This window comes from Amycolatopsis sp. N2S4-7 (genome assembly GCF_058119595.1).
Genome location: NZ_CP172299.1, coordinates 6300135 through 6324565, shown reverse-complemented (window position 1 = coordinate 6324565; position 24431 = coordinate 6300135). Strand labels below are relative to the sequence as shown.

24 protein-coding genes are annotated in these 24431 nt (G+C 71.5%); 19 read left to right on the top strand and 5 right to left on the bottom strand.

Annotated elements, in window-relative coordinates; genetic code table 11:
- Positions 1–4: 4 nt before the first annotated feature.
- Positions 5–1048: a Gfo/Idh/MocA family oxidoreductase gene (locus ACH54P_RS29775; RefSeq protein WP_489906640.1), complete on the bottom strand. Its 1044-nt coding sequence runs from the start codon at positions 1046–1048 to the stop codon at positions 5–7.
- A 56-nt stretch (positions 1049–1104) separates the two neighbouring features.
- Between ACH54P_RS29775 and ACH54P_RS29770 the strand changes: the two genes are divergently transcribed.
- Together ACH54P_RS29770 and ACH54P_RS29765 are read left to right on the top strand one after the other, a co-directional pair.
- On the top strand, positions 1105–2163 hold the full coding sequence (locus tag ACH54P_RS29770; RefSeq protein ID WP_489916702.1) for an ROK family transcriptional regulator: 1059 nt from the start codon (positions 1105–1107) through the stop codon (positions 2161–2163).
- 48 nt (positions 2164–2211) lie between these two features.
- The gene (locus ACH54P_RS29765) at positions 2212–3762 is read left to right on the top strand and encodes a glycosyltransferase family 87 protein (protein ID WP_489906639.1); all 1551 of its coding nucleotides are present in this window, start codon (positions 2212–2214) and stop codon (positions 3760–3762) included.
- On the opposite strand, the gene ACH54P_RS29760 is transcribed toward ACH54P_RS29765, so the two are convergent.
- Positions 3759–4532 (bottom strand): deoxyribonuclease IV, encoded by a 774-nt coding sequence (locus ACH54P_RS29760; RefSeq protein WP_489906638.1) that lies wholly within the window; start codon positions 4530–4532, stop codon positions 3759–3761. The genes ACH54P_RS29765 and ACH54P_RS29760 overlap by 4 nt on opposite strands.
- Before the next feature lie 114 nt (positions 4533–4646).
- Here ACH54P_RS29760 and ACH54P_RS29755 point away from each other — a divergent pair, with 114 nt between their 5' ends.
- The 12 genes from ACH54P_RS29755 to dnaB all read left to right on the top strand — a co-directional run bounded on the left by ACH54P_RS29755 (position 4647) and on the right by dnaB (position 14476).
- Positions 4647–5471, top strand: coding sequence for a hypothetical protein (locus ACH54P_RS29755; protein WP_489906637.1), 825 nt, complete (start codon positions 4647–4649; stop codon positions 5469–5471).
- Between the two features lie 121 nt (positions 5472–5592).
- Complete coding sequence (locus tag ACH54P_RS29750) at positions 5593–6501, top strand: hypothetical protein (RefSeq protein ID WP_489916700.1); 909 nt, start codon at positions 5593–5595, stop codon at positions 6499–6501.
- A gap of 82 nt (positions 6502–6583) precedes the next feature.
- A complete protein-coding gene (locus ACH54P_RS29745) occupies positions 6584–7486 on the top strand; it encodes a hypothetical protein (protein ID WP_489906636.1) in 903 nt (300 codons plus the stop codon).
- 103 nt (positions 7487–7589) lie between these two features.
- Positions 7590–7916, top strand: a complete 327-nt coding sequence (gene rpsF / locus ACH54P_RS29740) for a 30S ribosomal protein S6 (RefSeq protein ID WP_176742059.1) — start codon at positions 7590–7592, stop codon at positions 7914–7916.
- Positions 7917–7933: 17 nt separating this feature from the next.
- A complete protein-coding gene (locus ACH54P_RS29735; RefSeq protein ID WP_489906635.1) occupies positions 7934–8452 on the top strand; it encodes a single-stranded DNA-binding protein in 519 nt (172 codons plus the stop codon).
- Positions 8453–8494: 42 nt separating this feature from the next.
- Complete coding sequence (rpsR, locus tag ACH54P_RS29730; RefSeq protein WP_003098744.1) at positions 8495–8743, top strand: 30S ribosomal protein S18; 249 nt, start codon at positions 8495–8497, stop codon at positions 8741–8743.
- 14 nt (positions 8744–8757) lie between these two features.
- Positions 8758–9219, top strand: a complete 462-nt coding sequence (gene rplI / locus ACH54P_RS29725) for a 50S ribosomal protein L9 (RefSeq protein ID WP_489906634.1) — start codon at positions 8758–8760, stop codon at positions 9217–9219.
- Between the two features lie 132 nt (positions 9220–9351).
- Positions 9352–9702 (top strand): hypothetical protein, encoded by a 351-nt coding sequence (locus tag ACH54P_RS29720; protein WP_364377767.1) that lies wholly within the window; start codon positions 9352–9354, stop codon positions 9700–9702.
- Positions 9699–10322 (top strand): DUF3558 domain-containing protein, encoded by a 624-nt coding sequence (locus tag ACH54P_RS29715; protein ID WP_489906633.1) that lies wholly within the window; start codon positions 9699–9701, stop codon positions 10320–10322. The genes ACH54P_RS29720 and ACH54P_RS29715 overlap by 4 nt, the downstream gene beginning before the upstream one ends.
- Position 10323: 1 nt before the next feature.
- Positions 10324–11676, top strand: coding sequence for a hypothetical protein (locus ACH54P_RS29710; protein WP_489906632.1), 1353 nt, complete (start codon positions 10324–10326; stop codon positions 11674–11676).
- 103 nt (positions 11677–11779) lie between these two features.
- Positions 11780–12568 (top strand): ESX secretion-associated protein EspG, encoded by a 789-nt coding sequence (locus ACH54P_RS29705; RefSeq protein ID WP_489906631.1) that lies wholly within the window; start codon positions 11780–11782, stop codon positions 12566–12568.
- Between the two features lie 504 nt (positions 12569–13072).
- Entirely contained in the window at positions 13073–14476 is a 1404-nt protein-coding gene (dnaB, locus tag ACH54P_RS29700) for a replicative DNA helicase (protein WP_489916698.1), read from the top strand.
- On the opposite strand, the gene ACH54P_RS29695 is transcribed toward dnaB, so the two are convergent.
- Positions 14473–14925 carry a MarR family winged helix-turn-helix transcriptional regulator gene (locus ACH54P_RS29695; RefSeq protein ID WP_489906630.1) on the bottom strand — a complete coding sequence of 151 codons (453 nt, stop codon included), beginning with the start codon at positions 14923–14925 and terminating at the stop codon, positions 14473–14475. The two genes, dnaB and ACH54P_RS29695, sit on opposite strands and share 4 nt — an antisense overlap.
- 66 nt (positions 14926–14991) lie before the next feature.
- On the opposite strand from ACH54P_RS29695, the gene ACH54P_RS29690 reads away from it, so the two are divergent.
- Positions 14992–15387, top strand: coding sequence for a helix-turn-helix domain-containing protein (locus tag ACH54P_RS29690; RefSeq protein WP_489906629.1), 396 nt, complete (start codon positions 14992–14994; stop codon positions 15385–15387).
- Between the two features lie 67 nt (positions 15388–15454).
- A complete protein-coding gene (locus ACH54P_RS29685) occupies positions 15455–16240 on the top strand; it encodes a dioxygenase family protein (protein ID WP_489906628.1) in 786 nt (261 codons plus the stop codon).
- Between the two features lie 240 nt (positions 16241–16480).
- Here ACH54P_RS29685 and ACH54P_RS29680 read toward each other — a convergent pair whose 3' ends face one another.
- Together ACH54P_RS29680 and ACH54P_RS29675 are read right to left on the bottom strand one after the other, a co-directional pair.
- Entirely contained in the window at positions 16481–20023 is a 3543-nt protein-coding gene (locus ACH54P_RS29680) for a beta strand repeat-containing protein (RefSeq protein ID WP_489906627.1), read from the bottom strand.
- A gap of 208 nt (positions 20024–20231) precedes the next feature.
- Positions 20232–21209, bottom strand: coding sequence for a hypothetical protein (locus ACH54P_RS29675; protein ID WP_489906626.1), 978 nt, complete (start codon positions 21207–21209; stop codon positions 20232–20234).
- Positions 21210–21445: 236 nt separating this feature from the next.
- Here ACH54P_RS29675 and ACH54P_RS29670 point away from each other — a divergent pair, with 236 nt between their 5' ends.
- Genes ACH54P_RS29670 through ACH54P_RS29660 form a run of 3 tightly spaced genes read left to right on the top strand, consistent with a single transcriptional unit; the run spans position 21446 to position 24431 of the window.
- A complete protein-coding gene (locus tag ACH54P_RS29670; RefSeq protein WP_489906625.1) occupies positions 21446–22642 on the top strand; it encodes an AI-2E family transporter in 1197 nt (398 codons plus the stop codon).
- Entirely contained in the window at positions 22639–23775 is a 1137-nt protein-coding gene (macS, locus tag ACH54P_RS29665; RefSeq protein ID WP_489906624.1) for a MacS family sensor histidine kinase, read from the top strand. Before ACH54P_RS29670 ends, macS begins: the two co-directional genes overlap by 4 nt.
- The gene (locus tag ACH54P_RS29660; protein WP_489906623.1) at positions 23772–24431 is read left to right on the top strand and encodes a response regulator; all 660 of its coding nucleotides are present in this window, start codon (positions 23772–23774) and stop codon (positions 24429–24431) included. The genes macS and ACH54P_RS29660 overlap by 4 nt, the downstream gene beginning before the upstream one ends.

Sequence of the window (24431 nt, the reverse complement as noted above, 5' to 3'; positions counted from 1 at the left end):
AGGCTCAGAGCCGGATCACGGTGCCTTCGACGCCGGAGCGGTGCGCGGCCTCGATCACGCGCAGGGCTTCGACCGACGACGCGGGGTCGACCGGGAACTCGCCTTCGCCGCGCAGCGCGTCGTGCACCTGGGCGTAGAACTGCTCGTAGCGGCCGGTCTCGGTGGGCACGGTCTTGACGTCGTGGCCGACGCCGATCTTCCCGGCGTCCGCCGCGGGCTCGACGCCCCAGCCTTCGTCGCCGGGGCGCAGGCCCGCCTTGATCTGCGGTTCCTGCACGTCGAGGCCGTACTTGGTGAACGTCGCCTGGTCGCCGAGCACCCGGAACCGCGGGTTCTGGGTGCCGGCGAGCGCGGACGACCACAGGTGCGACCGGACGCCGTTGGCGTGGTGCAGCGCGACGAAGACGTCGTCGTCGACCTGGACGCCGGCCCGGCGCCGGTCGACCTCCGCGTAGACCTGCGTGACCGGGCCGAACAGCTGCAGCGCCTGGTCGACGATGTGCGCGCCGAGGTCGTAGAGCAGGCCGCCGGCCTCGGCCGGGTCACCGAACTCGCGCCAGTTGTCCTTGGGCTTCGGCACCCAGCGGTCGTAGCGGGACTCGAAGCGGAACACCTCGCCGAGCCGGCCGGACTCCAGGACCTTCCGCACGGTGAGGAAGTCGGAGTCGAGCCGCCGGTTCTGGAAGACCGTCAGGCCCACCCCCGCCGCCTTCGCCGCGGCCACGACCCGCTCGGCCTCGGCCGCGGTCGGCGCGAACGGCTTGTCGACAACCACCGGCAGGCCGGCCTCGATCGCCCGCAGGGCGAGCGGCACGTGCGTGCGGTTCGGCGTGCTGACCACGACGAGGTCGAGGTCGGCGGCCCGCTCGAACAACGCGTCGGCGCCGGACACGATCTCCGCGCCGGGGTGGTCGGTGCGCGCCTGGGCGGCGCTGCTCGACGTCGTGATCACCGCCGGGGTCAGCCCGGGCGTCGCCGCCACCAGCGGCGCGTGGAAGACGCGACCGCCGATGCCGTACCCGAGGATGCCTACGCGCAAGTCAGCCATGCCGGTCATTAAACAACACTGTTGCTTAATTGACCAGGCGTGCGAAGATCCTGTCCATGGCGGCCACCGGGGTGAACCTGCGCGACGTGCGCGAGCACAACCGTGCGCTGCTGCTGACGCACATCCTGCGGGCCGGCGGCCTCAGCCGGGTGGAGCTGGCCGAACGCACCGGGCTGACCCAGCAGGCCGTCTCCAAGATCGTGCCCGAACTCCTCGACGCCGGTCTGCTGGACGAAGAACGCCAGCCGTCCGCGGGCGTCGGCAAGCCCCGCACGCGGCTGCGCATCCGGGCCGGCGCCCGGCACGCGCTCGGCGCGCGGCTCGACCGTGACGAGTACCGCGTGCTGCGCACCAACCTCATCGGCGAGGTCGAGGAGACGGCGGGCGGCCCGCTCCCGGTCGGCTTCACGCCCGAACAGGCCGTCGAGGCGATCGGCGCCACCGCGCTCGAACTCGCGGACGGCTTCGACGTGCTCGGCCTCGGCCTCGGCGCGGTCGGCCCGCTGGACCACCGCGCCGGCCTGGTCCGCGACGCGACGAACATGCCGGGCTGGCACGACGTCCCCCTGCGCGACCTGCTCGAGAAGCGCACCGGCCTGCCGGTGACGCTCGACAAGAACACCAACGCGGCGGCGTTCGCCCAGCTCTGGCCGCACGGCGAGCCGACGGCGACCGCGGTGGTGCTGGTCGGCACCGGCATCGGCGTCGGCCTGCTGATCGACGGACGGCTCTACCGCGGCCCCCGGACCAACGCGGGTGAGTTCGGGCACACCACGATCGCCTACGACGGGCCCCGGTGCGCCTGCGGGCGACGCGGCTGCGTCGAGATCATGGCCAAGCGGGCGCCGGACACGCGGACCGCGGCCGGCTTCCTCGGCATCGGCCTCGCCGACCTCGTCCAGGTGCTCGACCTGGAGCGGATCGTGCTGGCCGGGCGCGCGGTGCGGGACGAACCGGGCGTCCACCGCGACGCCGTCTCGTCCCGGCTCGAAGAGTTGCTGCCGCTGCCGCACTGGCAGCGCATCGACGTCGTCGAGGACACCTTCGGCGAGGAGATCGTCAGCCGCGGCGCCGCCGCCGAGGTCCTGGCCTCGTACTACGCGAATCCGGCATGATCGTCGGCTTCACCGCCCCGCGCCCCGGCGACCGATACGATCCGCGTCGTGCCAGAGGAGACCACGCGGGAGCCGGATCCCGGACCCGTGACGCTGACCCGGGCGGAACGGGTCGTCCCGAGCTGGAACGAGCCCCTCGCGGCGGCGGTCACCAGACCACTCGGCGGGCCGCTCGGCGAGCACGCGGCGGTCGGCAGGCACTGGTTCTGGTCGCCCCAGCGCGTCGGGCTGCTGCTGGCCACCCTCGCGCTGATGCTCTGCTGGATCGGTAAGGGCTCCTGCATCCAGCAGTACCAGGACTCGAGCGGCGCGAACCAGCTCGACTGGCGCTCGGGCCGCCCGTTCGTCGCGATGTGCTACTCCGACATCGTGCCGCTCTACAGCTCCGAGCGGCTCGACCGGCCGGGCACCTTCCCGTACTACACGTCGTGGAAGGAGAACACGCAGACCGCGGAGAACGGCACCCGGTACATGGAGTACCCGGTGTTCACCGGCCTCTTCCAGTGGGCGAACGCGAAGCTCGCGGCCGGCTGGCTGAACGTCGCCGAGACCGGGTGGCTGCCCGGCGCGCTGCCGGTGGCCGTCTACTTCGACATCACCGCGTTGTTCCTGTCGATCGCCTGGCTGGTCACCGTGTGGGCGACCGGGCGGACGGCGAAACGCCGGCCGTGGGACATGGTGCTGGTGGCCGTCTCCCCGCTGGTGCTGGTGCACGCGTTCACCAACTTCGACGCGATCGCGACCGCGTTCACCGCGACCGGCCTGCTCGCCTGGGCGCGGCGGCGGCCCGTGCTCGCCGGGCTCCTGCTCGGCCTCGGCGCGACGGCGAAGCTCTACCCGTTGTTCCTGCTCGGCGTGCTGTTCGTGCTGTGCGTGCGCGCGGGGAAGCTGACGCCGTTCTGGAAGACCGCGGCCGCCACGGTCGTGACGTGGCTGGCGGTGAACGCGCCGTTCATCCTCACCGCCACCCGCGGCTGGTGGGAGTTCTTCCGGATGAACACCCTGCGGCCGATGGACCCGGACTCGCTGTACAACGTCGTCTCGTACGCGACCGGCTGGGCCGGGTTCGACGGCGTGCTGCAGAAGAACCAGACACCGACGTACCTGAACGTCGTGGTGGCCGCGCTGTTCCTCGGCTGCTGCGCGGGGATCGCCTACCTGGCGCTCGCCGCGCCGCGCCGCCCGCGCGTCGGCCAGCTCGCGTTCCTCGTCGTGGCCGCGTTCCTGCTGACCAACAAGGTGTGGAGCCCGCAGTACTCGCTGTGGCTCGTGCCGCTGGCCGTGCTGGCGATCCCGCGCTGGCGGCTGCTGCTCGGCTGGATGCTCATCGACGCGCTGGTCTGGGTGCCGCGGATGTTCTACTACCTCGGCGTCGACCACAAGGGCCTGCCCGAGGGCTGGTTCCTGGGCACGGTCGTGGTCCGCGACCTCGCCGTCGTCGCGCTGTGCGTGCTGGTGGTCCGGGAGGTCCTCCGCCCGGGCACCGACCTGGTCCGGGCCGCCGGTGACGACGACCCGGCCGGCGGCTTCCTCGACGGCGCCCGTGACGTGATCATCCCGAACGCCACCCGGCGCCGCCGGAAGGCCGTCGCCGTCTAACCCAGCTGTTCGCGCAGGTAGGCGATGTCGGCGGCCTGACCGTCCGCCGGCGTCTCGACGACGACCGGCGCGCCCGCCTCGCGGGCGACGGCGACCAGCACCTCGGGGTCGATCGTCCCTTCGCCCCGCACGACGTTGGCGTGCCGGTCGCGGGTCGAGCCGAACTCGTCGCGCGAGTTGTTGAGGTGGACCAGGTCGATCCGGCCGGTGATGGCCCGGACCTTCTCGACGGCCGTCGACAGGTCCCAGCCCGCGGCGAACGCGTGGCAGGTGTCCAGGCAGAACCCGGCGCCGAACTCGCCGACCTTGTCCCACAGCCGGGCGATCACCTCGAGGTCGCGCGTGATCGCGTTCTCGCCGCCGGCGGTGTTCTCGATCAGGATCGGGACCTTGAAGCCGCCCTTCTCCTGCTCGCGCTCGAAGAGCTTGCGCCAGTTGTCCAGCCCGGCCTCGACGTCGTCGTTGTCGCCGACGTGCCCGCCGTGCACGATCAGGCCCTTCGCGCCGATCGCGGCGGCGCCGTCGGCGTGCTGCGTGACGTTCTTGCGGGACGGGATGCGGATCCGGTTGTTCAGCGAAGCCACGTTGATGAGGTACGGGGAGTGGATGAACACCTCGACCGGGTCGGCCTGGATGGCCTCCCCGTGCGGGTGCGGCTTCGGGGCTTTCCAGCCCTGCGGGTCGGAGAGGAAGAACTGGACGACGTCGGCTTTGCGGTCGGCGACCGCGGTCAACGGGTCGTCGTCACGGACATGGGCGCCAATCAGCATGCCGAGCACGCTACTCCGGGATGAACCTCGGCCTGTGGGTCCTGTTGGTGACGCAGGTGGAGTACCGTGAGCGCGTTCCGTGATCCAGATTGGTCCGACTGCCGGAGGGCATCGATGGGGAAGCACGTCGCCCGGCTCACCGCACTGGGGTTCTCGATCGCCGCGTCGGCCGCGCTCGCGGCACCGGGCGTGGCGAGCGCCGAGCCCAGCCCGACCCTCGGCGGGGACTGCTCGGCCACGCTGCAGAAGAGCGGCGGATCCTCCGGTCTCCTGCTGGACGCGGGCGCGCCGCTGAACTCGCCGGACCGGCTGACCGTCGGCCTCGACTCGACCGCGAAGAACACGAACGGCTCGGCCCCGCTGCTGACGCTGCCGCTCGGCGACACCGTCAAGGCGCTCGGCATCGGCGACGTGCCGGTGGTCGGCGACACCGCGGCGAAGACCGTCTGCCCGGTCGCGCAGGGCACTGTCAACGCTGTCGGAAACACGACACAGGGCATCCTCGAAGACGCCGGTGCTCCGCCGCTGCCGTTGCCGCCGGGACCGCCCGGGCCGAACCCGCCCGCACCCAACCCGCCCGCGCCCAACCCGCCCGCGCCCAACCCGCCGGCGCCCACCCCGCCCGGGCAGAACCCGCCGGGCAACAGCACCGGCCCGATCACCACCGGTCCGGGCAACGCGGGCCTGCCGGGTGACGCGATCTCGGGCATCTTCACCAACGCCGCGCTGCTGCCGGGCGGCCTGGTGCAGGCACCGGTGATCGCCCAGATCATCCCCGGCCAGCAGGTCCCGACGGTCGACGCCGAGCGGTCCGGCACGGCGGAGGCCCTGCCCGGTGTCACGCCGCCGGCGAAACTGCCGATGCTGCTCGCGGTGCTGGCGCTGGCGATCGTCGCCGCGGCACTCGTCCGGGCCTGGATCCGCCGCCAGCCCGCCTGATCTGACGCAGGGTGACGCCCGCTTCCACTCGAATGCCGGACATTCTCGAGTGAGCGGGCGTTACCCGTCTGCCTTAACGTCGTTGTTCTGGGGAGAGGCGACGAGGCAAGGGGCGGCGAGCATGCAGGATCGGACACGGAGGGCCACGGCGGTCGGTGCCGCCGCGTTCGTTCTCGCTGGTTCGGCCGTGCTCGGCATGCCGGGAACGGCATCGGCCGAGACGAAGACCGTGCCCTGCGGCAGCACCGTGGACGCCAAGCCGGGCGACCACATCCAAGGCTCGCTTCTCGGTATCCCGACCATCGACCTCGGCATCGTCGGCCAGGCGACGACAGTACTGACCGCCACCGTCGGCGGCCTGCTCAACCAGGTCTGCAAGGTCACGGTGAACGTGGTGAACACCGTGGTGTCGCCGGTTCCGGTGGTCGGAGCGCCCCTGGCGAGCGCGGTCAACCAAGGCGCTGATGGCCTCAACTCGGCCGCAACGGGCGGTCTCAACACGATCAACGGTGGCAGCAAGCAGGCGTCGCCGCAGCCCGGCACGGGCACGGGCACGGGTGGCAACCAGCAGCAGCCGCCGTCCGGGGGGACCGGTGGCGCGCCGCAGGGTGGCACCCCGGCGGGCACCACGCCGATCCCGGAGGCGAACAGCCCGCTCCTGCCCGGCTTCTCGAGCAGCCCGGTGTTCGGCGGGTTCCCGTTCAGCATCGGCACCGGCTACGCGCCCATGCGCGACTACAGCGGCATCCCGTTCGCGACGGCCGGGCTGTTCACGCCGTCGCCGGCGATCCGGTACGGCAGCCAGATCCCGGGTTACGCCCCGCAGTACGGCCTCACCGGTCCGGACGGCACGCCGGCCGGCAGTTCCGGAATCCAGACCGCGGGCCGCGCCGAAGCGCTACCCTCCGCATCGGACGGTTTCACGAACGGGTCGAACCTGCCGCTGCTCATCGCGGTCCTGGCACTCTCCGGAGTCAGCGCGGGCCTCGTCCGCACCTGGGTGCTCCGCCGAATGGCCGCTGCGAATTGATCCGACTGCCGAGTATCTTTCACGTATCTCCCTCGTTCATCCTGTTGTTCAGGACGACGTCCCGATAACCCCACGGAGGACAGTGCTCGTGCGGAAGATCCCCACCTGGCAGACGACCCGCCGCGCACTGACCCTCACCGCCGTCGCCGCCTTCGTGACCGGCGGCGCGTTCCTTTCCGCAGGCACGGCCTCAGCCGCGACGACGCTCGTCAGCAACAGCTGCACGGGCTCGGTCACCGGGCAGATGGGCGACCTGGTGGCGATCGACGGGGCATCGGTCAAGACCTTGGTCACCAACGGCGCGAACAACGCCGGAACCCTCGCGATCGGCAGCTGGGCGGGCGATTCGATCGCCAAGAACCACTCGATCCCGGTGGGCCAGGTGCCGAATTCCGCGGGCGGCGAGGCGACCGGCGCGGCGATCGGCAAGGCGGTTCGCACCGCGCTCGCGAACTCCGGCACCTGGGGCCTCGGGCTCGACTGGAACAAGACGCTGAACAGCGTCGAAAGCACCGTCGCCAAAGGCTGCGGGCTCACGCTGCTCGCCGGTAACTACGTGGCTCCGAGCACTCCGTCCGCGCCGGGGGCCGGCACGGGCACCGCGCAGGGCGGGACCGGGAGCACCCCCGGTGGCACCACCGGCAACCTGTCCAACCTGAACCCCGGCACCGCCGGTGGCACGGGCGGCAGCGCGCCGATGCGCGACTACGGCGGCATCCCCACGGCGACCGCCGGCACGGCCGTCGCCCCTGGTGTCCGCTACCCGGCGAACGGCACCCTGCCCGGCGACGCGTCGGCGCCGCAGGCGGGCCAGGGTGACCAGAGCGGCCAGGGCGCGGACATCCGCGACGCCGGCAACGCGCAGTCGCTGTCGGCCCCGGCGGGGTCGAACGACGTCCAGCTGCCGATGCTCCTCGCGGTGATCGTCCTCGCCGGCGTCACGGCCGGCCTGGTGCGCACCTGGGTCCTGCGCCGCGCGAGCTGACCCCCGCCGTCCGGTCCTGTCGGTACCCCCAGGTAGCCTTACCTGGACAAACCCTCCTGTCACGGACAGTCCGTGACCGCGAGCCCATAGGAGGTGAGTGGTTGTGTCACGCCATTACGAGGTAATGGTCATCCTGGACCCCACGCTCGACGAGCGCACGGTCGCTCCGACGCTGGACACCTTCCTCAACGTCATCCGCACTTCGGGCGGAAGCGTCGAGAAGGTCGACGTCTGGGGCCGTCGCCGGCTCTCGTACGAGATCAAGAAGCACGCCGAGGGCATCTACGCCCTGCTGGACCTGAACTCGTCCTCGGACGCGGTGAAGGAGCTGGACCGCCAGCTGTCGCTGCAGGAGACCGTGCTCCGCACCAAGGTCATGCGTCGCGAGGTCAAGCGCGCCGCGGCCAAGCCCGCCGCCGCCAAGGCCTGAGCCGAAGGGGAATCCCGATGGCTGGAGACACCGTCATCACGGTGATCGGCAACCTGACGTCCGACCCGGAACTGCGCTTCACCCCGTCCGGTGCGGCGGTCGCGAACTTCACCGTCGCGTCCACCCCGCGCACGCTCGACAAGCAGTCGGGCGAGTGGAAGGACGGCGAGGCGCTGTTCCTGCGTTGCAACATCTGGCGGCAGGCGGCGGAGAACGTCGCCGAGTCCCTGACCCGCGGCGCCCGCGTCGTCGTGCAGGGCCGCCTGAAGCAGCGGTCGTTCGAGACGAAGGAAGGCGAGAAGCGCACCGTCGTCGAGCTCGAGGTCGACGAAATCGGGCCCTCGCTGCGCTACGCCACGGCCAAGGTCAACAAGGTCAGCCGCGGTGGCGGCGGCGGCGGTGACTTCGGCGGCGGCGGTGGCGGCGGGAACCGCGGTGGCGGCGGCGGCGGAATGCCGGCCGACGACCCGTGGGGTTCCGCCCCGGCCGCCGGCAGCGGTGGCGGCGGCGGCTTCTCGGACGAGCCCCCCTTCTGATCTCGTACACATCCACAAGATTTGGAATCCCAGGAGTAACCAGTGGCCAAGCCACCCATTCGCAAGCCCAAGAAGAAGGTCTGCGTGTTCTGCAAGGCCGAGAAGAAGGGCCGCCCGGAACTGATCGACTACAAGGACACCAACCTGCTGCGGAAGTACATCTCCGACCGCGGCAAGATCCGTGCCCGTCGCGTCACCGGCAACTGCAGCCAGCACCAGCGTGACATCGCCATCGCGGTCAAGAACTCCCGCGAGATGGCGCTGCTGCCCTACACCTCGACCGCGCGCTAAGGGAGGGCACTGACATGGCGAAGATCATCCTCACCACGGACGTGGCCAACCTGGGCGGCCCCGGCGACATCGTCGAGGTCAAGGACGGTTACGCGCGCAACTACCTGCTCCCGCGGGGCTACGCGATCGCGGCCTCCAAGGGCGCGGAGAAGAACGTGCGCACCATCCAGCGCGCGCAGGAGAGCCGTCGCATCCGCGACCTCGACCACGCCAAGGAGATCAAGGCGACGCTGGAGGGCCTCGGCGCCATCCAGCTCACCGGCAAGGCGGCCGAGGGCTCGAAGAAGCTCTTCGGTTCGATCACCGCCGGCGAGATCGTCGACGCGATCAAGGCGGCCGGTGGCCCGCTGCTCGACAAGCGCGTCATCGAGCTGCGCGACCACATCAAGACCGTCGGCAAGCACTCGGTCGGCGCCCGGCTGCACCCGGACGTGAAGGTCGACGTGCGGCTCGAGGTCAAGGCCGCCGCGCAGTAGCAAAGCAGTACGTCGCGCAAAAGGCGGGTCGCTCCCTGGTGGGCGGCCCGCCTTCACGCGTTTCGGGGGAACCCCGGACACACCGGGGTCGTCGTAGGACAATGGAGCGGGACGCGAAGGGAGTGCACCGGGATGGGTAACGAGGTCAACATGTCCGCGCCGTCCGGCGGAGGGGGCTTCACGTTCGACGCCGACAAGATCGACGGCGTCATCAAGAAGTGGCAGGACCTGCAGACCGACCTGCAGAACGACGCGGCCGACGCCAACCTGATGGCCGACGTGAAGGCGCCCGGCAAGGAGTTCGCCAGCGGCGACTGGGAGAAGCTCGCCAACCCGTCCGGCAAGGCGTTCCTCGAGCAGAACCAGAAGATGCAGGAATACGTGAAGAACTACATCCAGGCCCTGCTCGACGCGAAGAAGAAGATCACCGCCGCGGACGCCGACCACACCGGCGACATCTCGAAGGCGGGGACGCAGGCGTGAACCGCCGTCTCGTTCTGCCCGGGCTCGCCCTCGTGGCGCTCGCCCTCGCCGGCTGCAGCACCGCCACCAACGGCACGGCCAACCCGGCCGGCTCCAGCGCGCCCGACACCGCGAGCAGCGCGGCGGGCGACGGCGGCGGCAACGGCGCGCCGAAGGTGGCCAGCCCGCTCGACCCGGCGAAGCTCAAGTCCGACGCCTGTTCCGTCCTTTCGGCCTCGCAGCGCTCGTCGCTCGGCGTCGAGGACGGCACGCCGCGGACGACGTCCGCCGGCTCGACCTGCGCCTGGGTGTACAGCAGCGACGAAACCCGCAGCAGCCGCGTCGACATCGCGGCCGACCCGAACACCGACGGCCTCGCGGGCATCTACGACCTCTACGCCAAGGGCGGCAAGGACCAGTACGAGTACTGGGAGCCGACCGACGTCGCCGGCTACCCCGCGGTGTACGCCGCGACGAAGGACTTCCGCGCCCAGGGCCAGTGCAAGCTGCTGGTGGGCGTGACCGACACCCAGGCCGTGCAGGTCTTCGCGCAGATCGGGAACGGCCCGGGGGCGACCGACCCGTGCCCGTACGCGCTGAAGGCGGCCGAGGCGATGATCCAGACCATGAAGGTGGGCTGAGATGCTGGAACTGGTGCTCCTCGGTGGCTTCGCCGCCTACAACATGGCGACCACCCATTCGGACGACCACACGTCGGTGCAGGGCGATCGGAAGATCGACTGCTACGACATCTGGGAGAAGATCACCACCGGTCCCGGCACCGGCTCGATCCAGAACGGGCAGGCGGCCGCGAGCCGCCTGAAGGGCGCGTACCAGGAGCGGCTGAGCACGATCGACAGCCTGGCCAAGGAGATGGACGCCGCCTGGACCGGCGGCGGCTCCGAAGCGGCGCAGAACGCGGGCGCGCACCCGCTGCGGGTGTGGATGGAGGATTCGGGCACCAAGCTCACCGACTCCGACAAGTACCTCGGCGAGCAGAACACCGCGTTCACCACGGTGCACGCGCAGGTGCAGCAGGTGCCGAAGGACCCGCCGAAGAACAACCTGCTCAACGCGGTCACGCCGTGGACGACCGACACCGACCGGGCGATCCGCGACTACAACACCAAGGGCCAGGCCAACGTCGACGCCTTCAACACGTACTACAAGGCGAGCAACGACAACGGCCAGAACATGCCGACGTACTCCGCGCTCAAGGGCCAGCAGGAGAACATCGGCATCGACGACGGCAAGAAGAAGCCGGACGACAAAAACGGCAACGGCACCGGTTCGGGAGACAGCGACGGCAACGGGACCGGCACGGGCCCGGGCGGCGTGAACATGCCCGGCCCGGGCGGCGTCCCGTCGTTCCCCGGCCAGCCGAACACCCCCGGCGGCAGCTTCGACCCGTCGAAGGTGCCGGGCTTCGACGACCGCTCCAACGTTCCGGGCTTCGACCCGTCGAAGGTCCCCGGCGGGAAGTACGACCCGTCCCAGATCCCCGGCGGCAGCTACACCCCGCCGAACTTCGGCGACGGCACCCACTCCTCGGGCTTCACGCCGCCGAAGATCCCGGGCGCGGGCGGCTTCGGCCCCGGTGGCTCGGGCGGCGGCGGCGCGGGCGACTTCTCGATCCCTGGCGGCGGCTTCGGCCCCGGCGGGTCGGGCGGCATCGGCGACCCGACGGCGGGCTTCGGCCCGGGCGGCGGGGGCTTCGGGCCGGGCGGCTCGACCGGCGCGGCCGTGCCGGGTGGCGCGGGCGCGTCCGGCGCGGGCCGGGGCGGCATGGGTGCCGGCGGCGGAATGGGTGCCGGCGGCGCGGCCGCGGGCCGCGGTGGCGCCACCGGAATGGGTGGCATGGGCGGTATGGGCCACGGCGCCAAGGGCCAGGGCGGCGGCGACGAGGAACGCACGTCGAAGTACCTGCTCGGCGACGACCCGAACGAGATCTTCGGGACCGACGAGCTGACCGCACCGCCGGTCATCGGCGAGTAGCGCACGCGAGAGCGCCGGGCGCGTGCCAAGATGGGCGCGCCCGGCTCCTTCGGGTTCACAAGCTGATCTTCACTGATTTTCGATCTTCACTGGGGGAAGAGCGGTGCTGGACAGGCAGGTCACCATCACGACCGGCACTCTGATCAACCTGATCCGGCGCCGGGGCGGCGAGCCGCACACCGTCCTGTCCGAGACGCCGACCTGGTACAGCGAAGAGGCCCAACGCGCCGAGGACGAGCGCGTCAACGCCGAGCTCGCCAAGGCCGGGCTGTTCGGCGCGCGCGGCATGCACCCCGGGTTCGTCGCGACGATCGAGGCCGTCGCCCGGCCGCAGCTGGAGTACTACGGCTGGATCGACGGCGGGTTCCAGGGCAAGCCGGTCAGCTACCGGCTGCTCGCCGGCACGGCCGGTGGCGAGGCGTTCGTGCTGGCCAAGCACGAGGAGCTGGACGTCGTCGTGCTCGAATCTTCGCGGCCCGGCGAGCTGCTCGACGACTTCCTCGGCCAGATCCCGAAGCTGGCGCCGGGGCGCGGAACGCCGCTCGCGGTGCCGAAGAGCCAGATCGAAGGCACCGCGCGGCGCGAAGACGGCGGGTTCGCCGTGCTCCGCAGCGACCGGCCGGCCGAGGGTTCGCAGGAGGTCGAGGAGCTCCGGCGGATCCTGGCGCTGCGCCGATTGGGGAGTGGCAGCCTGTACGTCGCAGCGCGTAGCCGCACCGGCGCGCGGCACCGGATCGAACGCCCGGTGAACTACATCGATACGTCGGAAGGCCGGTGGCTGACCGAAGAGATTCCGGGGCGCGGGGAGAACCGGATCGCCTTCACCCCGGCCGACCAGCGCGTTCTCGCTGACCGGTTACGCAGCGCACAGGGCCGGCTCACCGCGGCCTGACCCGGCGCCCGTTCAGCCCTCCGGGTTACGGCTCTACCCTCCGTGATATTCATCCACAGGTCGCGCGGCTCAATGGGCCTGAGCTGGTCCACGACACGCCGAACAACGGACTTCGCGCGACACGCCGGACGAGTTTTCCGCGAGTTCTCCACACCTTGTTCACAGCCTTTGACCTGCAGGTTCGTCGAAGCCGATCACGCTTGTCCCCAACTTGTCCACAGCTCTCGCGGCACCTGTGACTGGTTACCCCCATTCATCCACAGGTTGTCCACAGAAGGGTCCCCATCCTGAATTGCCATCGGCCTTCCGGGGGATCTAGCGTGCCCGCTCGGGCCTGTACTCACGGTGGTGCCCGGCGTGCCTCCAAGAGCCGGACGGCGTTCTCGCCGATCATCAGGGCACGAGGACCAGGAGACGGGAACGCGGGCCGGGCCGCGTGCTTCGAGAGCGAAGATCCGGCATACTCGAACGGGTGTTCGACACGATGAGGAGGTGTCCGGGGCGGTGGCGCTGACCGACAACCGCAGTCCGATGTACGCGGAGTCCGACCCGGGTCCGAGCGACCCCGGCTCCGGCGGGTTCGACCGCCAGCCACCGCAGGACATCGCGGCCGAGCAGTCCGTGCTCGGCGGCATGCTGCTGTCCAAGGACGCGGTCGCCGACGTCATCGAAGCGCTCGGCCCCGACGACTTCTACAAGCCGGCGCACCAGGCGATCTACGACTGCGTCCTCGACCTCTACGGCCGCGGCGAGCCCGCCGACCCGATCACGGTGTCGGCGGAGCTGGAGCGGCGCGGGGAGCTGGCCCGTGTCGGCGGCGCGCCCTACCTGCACACGCTGATCGCGACGGTGCCGACCGCGGCGAACGCCGGCTACTACGCGGAAATCGTCGCGGAGAAGGCAGTGCTGCGCCGGCTCGTCGAGGCGGGCACCCGCATCGTGCAGTACGGCTACGGCGCCGCGGCCGCGGACGGCGCGAACATCGACGAGGTCGTCGACCGCGCGCAGGCCGCGATCTACGACGTCACCGAGCGGCGGACCAGCGAGGACTACGTCGCGCTGGAAGAACTGCTGCAGCCGACGATGGACGAGATCGACGCGATCGCCTCGCGCGGCGGCCAGTCCCAGGGCATCCCGACCGGGTTCGCGGACTTCGACGAGCTGACCAACGGCCTGCACCCCGGCCAGATGATCATCGTCGCGGCCCGTCCCGGTGTCGGCAAGTCGACGCTGGGCCTGGACTTCGCGCGGTCGGCGTCGATCCGGCACGGCCTGACCAGCGTCATCTTCTCCCTGGAAATGAGCCGCACCGAGATCGTCATGCGCATGCTCTCGGCCGAGGCGAAGATCCGCCTCGCCGACATGCGCGGTGGCAAGATGTCCGACGACGACTGGACGCGCCTGGCCCGCCGGATGAGCGAGGTGTCCGAGGCGCCGCTGTTCGTCGACGACTCGCCGAACATGACGATGATGGAGATCCGCGCCAAGGCCCGGCGGCTGAAGCAGCGGCACGACCTCAAGCTCGTCGTCCTCGACTACCTCCAGCTGATGACGTCCGGCAAGCGCGTCGAGTCGCGGCAGCAGGAAGTCTCGGAGTTCTCGCGGCAGATGAAGCTGCTGGCGAAGGAGATCGAGGTCCCGGTGATCGCGATCAGCCAGCTGAACCGTGGTCCCGAGCAGCGGACCGACAAGCGCCCGATGCTGTCCGACCTGCGTGAGTCCGGCTCACTGGAGCAGGACGCCGACCTCGTCATCCTGGTCAACCGCCCCGACGCCTGGGAGCGGGACGACCCGCGCGCGGGCGAGGCGGACCTGATCATCGCGAAGCACCGTGCCGGACCGACGGCGACCATCACCGTCGCACACCAGCTGCACTACAGCCGGTTCGTGGACCTCTCGCACGACTAGCCGAGGGCGCTGTAGCCGCGGATGAACGCGGTGAGCAGCCGGCCGAAGGTGACGCGGTCCTCGTCGGGCCAGTCCGCCATCACCTCCGCGAACACCGCGCGGCGGAAGGCGTGCATCTCGTCGAGGTGCGCCTGGCCGGCTTCGGTCGGCACGAGCACCGCGCGCCGTCCGTCGCGTTGGTCGGCTTCGCGGCGGAGCAGGCCCTGCTCGACCGCGCGTGCCACGAGCCGGCTGGCGCGCGGCTGGTCGACGCCCATCGCCGCGCTCAAGGCCGTCACCGTGCTGGGCTCGCCGCGCTCGGCGAGCTCTTCGACGACGTCGAGCAGCTCGTGCACCGGGTCGTGCGCGCCGCGGCCGCGGGCCTTGCCGATCCGGCTCAGGGCCCGCCGCTGCTGGCTGCGGCGGATCGCGATCATCGCGCGCTCGACGTCGGCCACCGCGTCCGTCATGGTTGCTCCACCTCCCAACTACATGTACTTTTACATGTAGTTGCTCATCGACATCTTGGAGTTCCCGTGAAACCCCTCGGCTGGTGGCTTCGCCACGTCCACGAGCTTCTCGAATCCTCCATGGCCCAGGCCCTCGAGGCAGAATCGCTGACCCGCCGGCACTGGCAGGTACTCAACACGATCGCCCTCGGCGCCCGCACGCCGGAGGACGTCGACTCGACCATGGCTCCGTTCGTCGTCGCCGAAGGCTCGATGGCGCCGAAGGTCGCCGACCTCCGCGAGCGCGGCTGGGTCACCGAAGGCGAAATCGCCCTGACCAACGAAGGCCGCGTAGCGCACGCGCGGGTCGAAGAGCGCATCAAAGCCTTCCGCGCGTCGGCGATCGACGGCATCAGCGAGGACGACTACCGGACCACGCTCCGCACGCTGGAGCGGTGCGCGGCGAACCTCGAAACCGCCTGAGGAATATCCCGGCCCCCGGCGGCGTCAAAGACTCCATTAGTTGAACTTTCAATCACTGGAGTCGTCGATGACCCGCACCCCGGTCCTCTACCTCAGCCATGGCGCCCCGCCGCTCGCCGACGACGCCACGTGGACCCGCGAGCTCGCCGGCTGGTCCGCCGACCTGCCGAAGCCGCGCGCGATCCTGGTGGTGTCGGCGCACTGGGAGGCCGCGCCGCTGACCATCGCGGCCACGACAACCGTGCCACTCGTGTACGACTTCTGGGGCTTCCCCGAGCGCTACTACCAGGTGCGGTACGACGCGCCGGGCGCGCCGGAGCTGGCGGAGAAGGTGCGCAAGCTGCTCCGCTCGACCACTGCGCCCATTAAAAGCGAGCCGGTCCACGACGCGCCGGAGCGCGGCCTCGACCACGGCGCCTACGTGCCGCTGGTCGAGATGTACCCGGACGCCGACGTCCCGGTGCTGCAGGTTTCGATGCCGTCGCTCGACCCGCAGGAGCTGTTCGACCTGGGCCGCAAGCTCGCGCCGTTGCGCGACGAAGGCGTGCTGATCATCGGCAGCGGGTTCTTCACGCACAACCTGAGCGGCATGGCCCGGGCGACCGACGGGACGCCGCCGGCGTGGTCGGCGGAGTTCGACCACTGGGGTGACGAGGTGCTGCGCAGCGGTGACGTCGACACGCTGCTCGACTTCCGGCAGAAGGCCCCGGCGGCGACGCTCGCGCACCCGCGGATCGAGCACTTCGCGCCGCTGTTCGTCTCCCTCGGCGCCAGTTCGGACGAAGGATCCGGCCGCACGGTGATCGACGGCTTCTGGCACGGCCTGGCGAAGCGGTCCCTGCAGTTCACCTGATCTTCCCGGAAACGCGAGCGAGCCCCAGGAGCCGACACTGGCTCCTGGGGCTCGTCGTCTCCAGGGAAGGAGAGCTATTCGGTGTTCGCGGGCTGATCCCGCATCCGCGGTCGCGTCGCCGGGGCGCTCCGTGCGAGGTTGCCCTCGCGGCGCGGTGGAACGCCTGCCGCCGCGACAGCGGCGTCTGTGGGCCGGACGGGTTCCCCGGGTTCCGGGGAACCCGCCGGCTTCACCGCACTACTACTTGCGCTTGACCAGACCCATCAGCTTCGCGAGGAAGCCGGTGGAGTCGAGGCCCGACATCGCCGGGACCTGCGCGGCCGGGGCCGCGCTGTCCAGCACCGGCAGCTTCGCCTTCACCGGCAGGGCCGCGGTGGTCGGCAGCGCCGGGGTGACCGGCAGCGTCGTCGGCAGCGCGGTCGGCGCGGCCGGCAGCGCGGTCGGCAGCGCCGGGGTCGCCGGCAGCGCGACCGGCAGAGCCGGGAGGCCACCGTTCAGGGCCGGCAGGGCCGGCGCCGCGACGGGCAAGCCGGCGGTCGGCAGGTCCGCACGCTGGGTGCCGTGCCCGGGCAGGGCACCGCCCAGCGCCGACAGGCCGGTCACCGCGGGCACGGCCGAGGCGGAGGGCAGGGTCGGCTTCGGCAGCGCCGGGGTGCCGGACAGGCCACCCGCGGCCGGCAGCTGCGCCAGCTTCGTCAGCCCGGACAGCGGGTTGCCCGCCGACGGCACGTCGGCGCGCTGGACGCTCACCGGAGCGGTGGCCGGCAGCGCGACCGGCAGCGAGGGGAGACCCTCGGCGGCCAGCCCGGCGGTCGGCAGCTTGCTGGTCAGCCCGTCCACCGAGGGCAGGCCCTGGGTGGGCAGACCGGCGGTCGGCAGCTTGCTGGTCAGGCCCTGGGTGGGCAGCCCGGCGACCGGCAGCTCACTGGTCAGGCCCTGGGTGGGCAGCCCGGCGACCGGCAGCTTGCTGGTCAGACCCTCCACCGACGGCAGACCCTGGGTGGGCAGACCCGCGACCGGCAGCTCGCCGGTCAGGCCCTCCACCGACGGCAGACCCTGGGTGGGCAGACCCGCGACCGGCAGCTCGCCGGTCAGGCCCTCCACCGACGGCAGACCCTGGGTGGGCAGGCTGGCGGCCGGCAGCAGACCGGTCAGGCCGTCCAGCGAGGGCAGGCCCTGGGTGGGCAGCGCGGCGGTCGGCAGGCCACTGCGGAGCGCGGCCAGCGAGGGCAGCTCGTCGGCCGCCAGCTCCGAACCCTCGACCGGGAACGCGATGGCGTCCTCGGCCTCGTCGATGCTGGTCGTGTCCGTCGCGTCCGCGATGGCGACCCCGAGCAGCTCGAGGGGCACCCCGAAGATCTGCACCGGAAGCGCGAACGCGTGGTAGAGGTTGTAGCCCGACAGGCTGGACCCGTCGCCGACGGTGACGGCTTCGCCACCGTTGTTCGTGGTCAGCGTGTTGTCGCCGATGGCGTGCGCGACACCGCCGACCGTCACCGCGTCGCCGAAGAGCTGCGCGATCGCGGTCACCGGCAGGTCGAGGATGTTGCCGGAAAGGGCACCCTCGACACCCGAGGTGGTGTCGTCGCCCGCGTTCTTCACGGACGTCGTGTTGATCCCGGTGCCGTGGGCGACACCCAGCGCGCTGACGGCGTCGCCGAAGACCTGCACCACCGGCAGCGGGTCGACGCCGACGATGTTGCCCGCCACGCTGCCGCCGTCACCGTTGGTGGCGGCGTCGCCACCGGCCTGCGACATGACGTCGTTGGTGCCGACGCCGTGGCCCAGCCCGACCCCGGCGATCCCGTCGCCGAAGACCGTGCCGGCCCCCGCGATCGGGGCCTTCACGATGTTGCCGGTGAGCGCACCGTCCTGGCCGTCGGTCAGGGCGTCGCCGCCCGCCGAGGCGTCGGTGATGTTGTCGTTCTCACCGGTGCCGATGCCGGCGAGCGCGCCACCGACGCCCATCGCCTGCACGGGCAGCGCGACCGGGGCCTCGATGATGTTGCCCGCGCCGGCGCCGGCCGGGCCGTTCGCCGTGACGTCGCCGCCCGCCTCGGACGTCGTGTCGGTCGAGCCCTTGCCGTGGCCCTGGCCGATGAACGCACCGCCGATGTTGGCGACCTGCACCGGCAGCGACGCCGGCACCGTGCCCAGGTTCGAGCTCAGGAAGCCGTTGTCGTCGTGGGTGCTGCCACCGCCGCCGCCGTGGACGTCCTTGGTCTCGTCGGCCGAGCCGTGGCCCTGGCCGATGAACGAGCCGCCGATGCCGAAGACCTCGGCGGGCACGGCCACCGGCACCTGGACGACGTTGCCCGAGCCGGACGAGTCGTCGCCCTGCGTGCCGTCGTAGTTCCCGGCAGTGACCGTCTTGTCCTCGGTCGAGGTGCCGGAGGCGTTGCCGATGTGGCTGCCGCCGATGCCGTAGACCTCGGGCGCGCCCGCGGTCTGGGTGTTGACGATGTTGCCACCGATGAAGGACTCGTTGCCCTTGGTGTAGCTGCCGTCGCCGGCGTTGGCGTCGGTCGTGTTGTCGTGCGCGGCGTTCGCCTGGCCGATGTAGGTGCCACCGATGCCGAAGGCCTCGACCGGGAGCGCGAGCGACGGGTTCAGGACGTTGCCCGACCCGCTCGAGTTGTCACCGGCGGTCTTGACGAAGCCACCCGAGTCGACAGCGCTGGAGGAGCTGCCGGTTTCGGGGAGGCCCGCCGAGGCGTTGCCGATCCAGGAGCCCGCGACGCCCGCGACGTTCGCGATCGGGGACAGCGCGACCGCGCCGCCGTTGCCCGACAGGAACGAGTCGTCGCCGCTGGTCTCGAGGTAGGTCGGGATGTTGAGGCTGCCCTTGCGGGTGGCCCCGGCCGTGGCGTCGGCGGAGGTGTTGCAGCCGTCGGAGTTCGACAGCGAGCCCCACACCGCACCGGAGTTGCAGTTGAACTTGACCGGCAGGGCGATCGGCGCGCCGACCACGTTGCCCGATCCGGAGCCGTTGTCGCCGGAGCTCAGGAGCGAGCCGCCGGAGGTCGCGACGGTGTCGGCCGAGTAGTCGTGGCTCTGCCCGTTGCCGAGCAGGTACGAAGCGGCGTTGCCGGTCACCTGCACCGGGGTGGCGAACTGGCCCGCCACCACGTTGCCGGAGAGGGCCGAGCCGTCGCCGTTGGTGTCGACGTCACCGGTCTCGGTGGTGCTCTGGCTGGCGGACCCACCGGTCACGCGGCCGGTGCCGCCGGCGAGGCCGCCGCCGTTCCCGGCGATCTGGACGGGGAGCGCCCAGTCGAGGACAACGGCGTTGCCCGCGAGGCTGGAGTCTTTGCCCGTGGTCGCGACGTCCTGGTCGTGGCTCCAGGTCTGCGAGTGGTTGCCGCCCTGGACGTTCGCGTCGCCGAGCACGCCGATCGCGTTGTCCACGATCTGGATCGGGACGACGACGTCACCCGCGACCTTGTTGCCCTTGAGGTTGTTGTGGCTCGGGGTGAACTTGCCCCCGAGGGTGCTGTTGCTGATCGGGCTCGCGTCGTCGAACTGCTTCGCGGCCTCGTTGGCGGCCTGGGTGGCCGGCTTCGTGCTCAGCTCCGTCTGCCCGGCGGGCAGGTCCAGCTGGCCGAAGGGGGTGCCGACCGCGTTGTTGGCTTCCTGGATCGGAGCCGTCACGTTCAGGTCGAGCGGGGAGGCCGGGGTGTCGGGGTTGACGTTCTCGTCAGCCGAAGCGATGCCGGTACCCAGCATCAGCAACCCACCCGTGACCAGCGCGGTCTGGAGTCCGCGCTTTGCCCACGTCTGCATGGGGTTTTTCTCCTTTATTTCGGGTTCCCTTGCGGGCTTATGGGGGTGCGCTCGTCGAAACGGGGATGGCGTCCGAGCCGCACCGAGAGGGAAGGAACTTCATGCGGGCGCGAAAAAGCGCACCGCCGTGTCACGGGTATTGCGCGGACGCAGGCGCCGTCAGATGAAGACGGGCTTGGGCGCGTCAGCGACCCGTGAAGGGAGGTGTTCAGTCAGGAGTGACACCGGGCTGCTCGCCCGGGGTGCGCGCCGTCTGGCGCAGGCCGGCGCGGCTCATCGCCGCGACGGCGGTGTCGACGGCTTCGGTCGTCCAGAAGGGGACGCCGAAGTTGAGGCCGTCGAGGTGTCCACCGGGGGCCGTGGTGCCACCCGGGGCGGTGGGGACGGCCGGCGCGACCGGAAGCTGCGCCGGGGCCAGCGGCGACGGCAGATCACGGTGCCCGTTGCGGAACTTGTCCGCGGCACCGGTGCCGTCGTTGTCGTGCGAGCCCGTCGGCGTCGCGAGCGCGGCTCGCGACGAGGCGGGAAGCTGGACGGTCGTGATGGCGACCGAACCGGCCGGCTGGCCGGCGCCGGGGGTCACCGGCACGTGCCCGGCCGGGGTGCTCCCCTGCAGGCCGGGGAGCGGGACCAGGTCGCCGCGGCCGGCCGGGTCGAGCAGCTGCCACACCTGGCGGCCGAAGTCCGTGGCCGGCTCGGGGGTGAAGGTCTGCTCGAGGACCTGGCGGGTGTCCTCCGGCTTGCGGGCGATGTGCTCGAACGAGCCGAGGGTGCGCTCCACCGGGCTCAGCACCGCGTCGTCGGAGAGGTCCGACACCGAGTCGCTGACGCGCTCGGAGACCTCGTGCTCGAGGACGCGGGTGTTGGTGGGGCCGCAGGGACGCTGCGGCTCGCTCCACGTGGTGGCTTCCTGGTGGCAGGCCGCTTCGGCGACACCGCCGGCGACGTCACCCGTGAAGTGGGCGGCACCGTGGTTCACGTCGCCGAGGCTGCCGGCGGTCGCGTCGGAGACCGGGGTGACGGACGGGGTGCCGACCTCGACCGTGTCGGCGGACGCGGCCGCGGCGGAGAACAGCCACGCGGCGGCGGTGCCCGCCACCGCGCCGCCGAGGACGAGCAGCGCCCGCGACACGAGACGGCCGGCGCGCTTCGCGCCCTGCCCCTCGTTCGTCGCGGTGTTCGCCACTCGTTGTCTCCTCGTGCTTGGTTCGTGATCAACGGACGAAGTTGTCGTTGCGGAAGCGACCTAACCAAATTCGCGGCGCGCGGCGCACCCTCGACACGACTTGATGCCCCCATCGTGTGAAGAACACAGTGTGTGGCCCGCTTTGACGATGGGTGATCACCGCTGGCCGTCAAGCGTGTCGGACGCGGCCGCGGGAAAGCGGCCGAATCGGGCGGTCCAGCCGCTACGGTGAGCCCGTGAGCCACGCGCGACGCGAAGACCCGTTCCTGCCGGAGCACGAGGACGTCACCGGGCTGATCCCCCGGGGCCTGCGCATCAGCGCGGCGCTCGCGTGGCGGTTCATCGTCGTGGCGGCCGCCCTGTACGCCGTGGTGTGGGTGATCGGCTACCTGTCCGTCGTCATCATCCCGCTGTCCATCGCCCTGCTGCTGTCCGCGCTGCTCGCGCCGGCGGTGCAGAAGCTCGTCGCGGTCCGGTTCCCGCGGGGGCTGGCGACGGCGATCGTGCTGATCGCCGGGCTGGCCGTGCTGGGCGGGCTGCTGACGTTCGTCGTCACGCAGTTCTCCTCCGGACTGCCCCAGCTGCAGAAACAGCTGAACGACAGCCTCGACCAGATCAAGAACTGGCTGCTCAACGGGCCGCCGCACCTGCGCCAGGAGCAGATCCAGGACTTCATCAACCAGGCGATCGGGTTCATCCAGAACAACCAGGCGTCGATCACGACAACCGCGCTGACGACGGCGAGCACCGTCGGCGAGATCCTCACCGGGTTCCTGCTGACGCTCTTCATCACGATCTTCTTCCTCAGCGGCGGCGAGGGGATCTGGACGTTCCTGGTCCGCGCCGTGCCCGGACGGGTCCGCAACCGCGTCGACGTCGCCGGGCGGCGCGGGTTCGCGTCGCTGGTCAGCTACGTGCGGGCGACCGCCGCGGTGGCCGTCGTCGACGCCGTCGGCATCGGCGTCGGGCTGTGGATCATGGGCGTGCCGCTGGTCATCCCGCTGGCCACGCTGGTGTTCATCGGCGCCTTCATCCCGATCATCGGCGCGGTCATCACCGGCGGCGTCGCGGTGCTGATCGCCCTGGTGACCAACGGCTTCATCGGCGCGGTGATCGTGCTGGCCATCGTGATCGGCGTGATGCAGCTGGAGAGCCACGTGCTGCAGCCGCTCCTGCTGGGCCGCGCGGTGAAGCTGCACCCGCTCGCCGTCGTCCTAGCCATCACCGCGGGCCTGGTCACCGCCGGGATCGCCGGTGCGCTGCTGGCCGTCCCGCTGCTGGCCGTGCTGAACGCCGGGGTCCGGTCGCTCCTGCACGAGACCAACCCCGACCCGGCCGAGGTGAACGTCCTCAAGGACCAGGCCGCGCAGCCCAACGACGCCGAGCCCGGGTCCACGACCGCGGAAGTGCCGACGCGCGGCGAAGAGGAATGACCGTTCGACGGACGCCCGACCCGATCACGCCGATGTGGCGCGGCGTGATCGCGTTCCGCGTCCTCACCTGGGCGTTCGCCTGCGGCACCGTGATCGTCCAAAGTGGTCACTACCAGCGTGAGTGGCTGGCGTGGGCGATCCTCGGCGTGATGGCCGTGTGGTCCGTCGTGAGCGGGTTCCTCTACCTCCGCGAGCGGACGCGGCCGCCGTGGCTGGTCGTCGCCGACCTCGTGTTCACCACCGCCCTGCTGCTGACCTCGCCGTGGGTGCTCAGCGACGCGCAGTTCGCGCTCAACGTCCCGCTCATCACCACGGTCTGGGCGGCCGTCCCGGCGGTCGCCGCCGGCGCGCGGTTCGGCGCGGCCGGCGGAGTGCTCGCCGGGCTCGTCCTCGGCGTGGCGACCGGGCTGGCGCGGGAGAAGTTCGACCTCGACGTCGCCCGCGACGGCGTCCTGCTCGCCGCCGCCGGGCTGCTGGTCGGCATGGCCGCGACGATGGGCCGCCGGTCCGCGGCGCGGCTGGAGCAGGCGCTGCGCAAGGAAGCCGCGACGGCCGAGCGGGAACGGCTGGCCCGGTCGATCCACGACAGCGTGCTGCAGGTGCTCGCGCGGGTCCGCAAGCGCGGCAACGAGGTCGGCGGCGAAGCCGCGGAGCTGGCCCGGCTGGCGGGCGAACAGGAGATCGCGCTGCGTTCGCTGGTGACGACCGAGCCGCTGAAGCCGAACGACAGCGGCACGACGAGCCTGCGCGCCGCGTTGCAGCTGCTCGCGACGCCGTCGGTGCAGGTCTCCACCCCGGCGGACGACGTCGAGCTGCCGGCGCACGTCACCGGCGAACTGGTCGCCGTGACCCGCGAAGCGCTGGCGAACGTCGAGAAGCACGCGGGGCCCGAGGCGCACGCTTGGGTGCTGTTGGAGGACCTCGGCGACGAGGTCGTGGTGAGCATCCGCGACGACGGCCCCGGCATCGCGGACGGCGTCCTCGAGCGAGCGGCCGCGGACGGGCACCTCGGCGTGGTGGAATCCATCCGGGGGAGGGTCCGCGACCTCGGCGGGAGCGCGACCCTCGACACCGGGCCCGGCCGGGGCACGGAGTGGGAGGTCAGGGTGCCGAGCACGAGGGGTGCGAGATGAGCGACGAGCCGCGGGTTTCGGTGATGGTGGTCGACGACCACCCGATCTGGCGCGACGGGGTGGCCCGCGACCTGACCGAGCACGGCTTCGACGTGCGGGCGACCGCACCGGACGCCGACGCGGCGCTGCGCATCGCGCGCACCGTCCGGCCGGACGTCGTGCTGATGGACCTCAACCTCGGTGGCACGTCCGGCGTGGACGCCACCCGGGAGATCACCGCGGCGCTGCCGTCGACGAAGGTGCTGGTGCTGTCGGCCAGCGGCGAGCACAAGGACGTCCTGGAGGCGGTGAAGGCCGGCGCGTCCGGCTACCTGGTGAAGTCGGCGTCCGCGGCGGAGCTGGTGGACGCCGTCCACCGCACGGCCGCCGGCGACCCGGTGTTCACCGCGGGCCTGGCCGGGCTGGTGCTCGGCGAGTACCGGCGGATGGCCGACGCGCCCGCCGAAGGCGCGGAGCCGCCCCGGCTCACCGAGCGCGAGACCGACGTCCTGCGCCTGGTCGCGAAGGGGCTGACGGCGCGGCAGATCGCCGAGCGGCTCGTGCTGTCGCACCGCACGGTGGAGAACCACGTGCAGTCGACGCTGCGGAAGCTGCAGCTGCACAACCGCGTCGAGCTGGCCCGGTACGCGATCGAACACGGCCTCGACGAGGAGTGA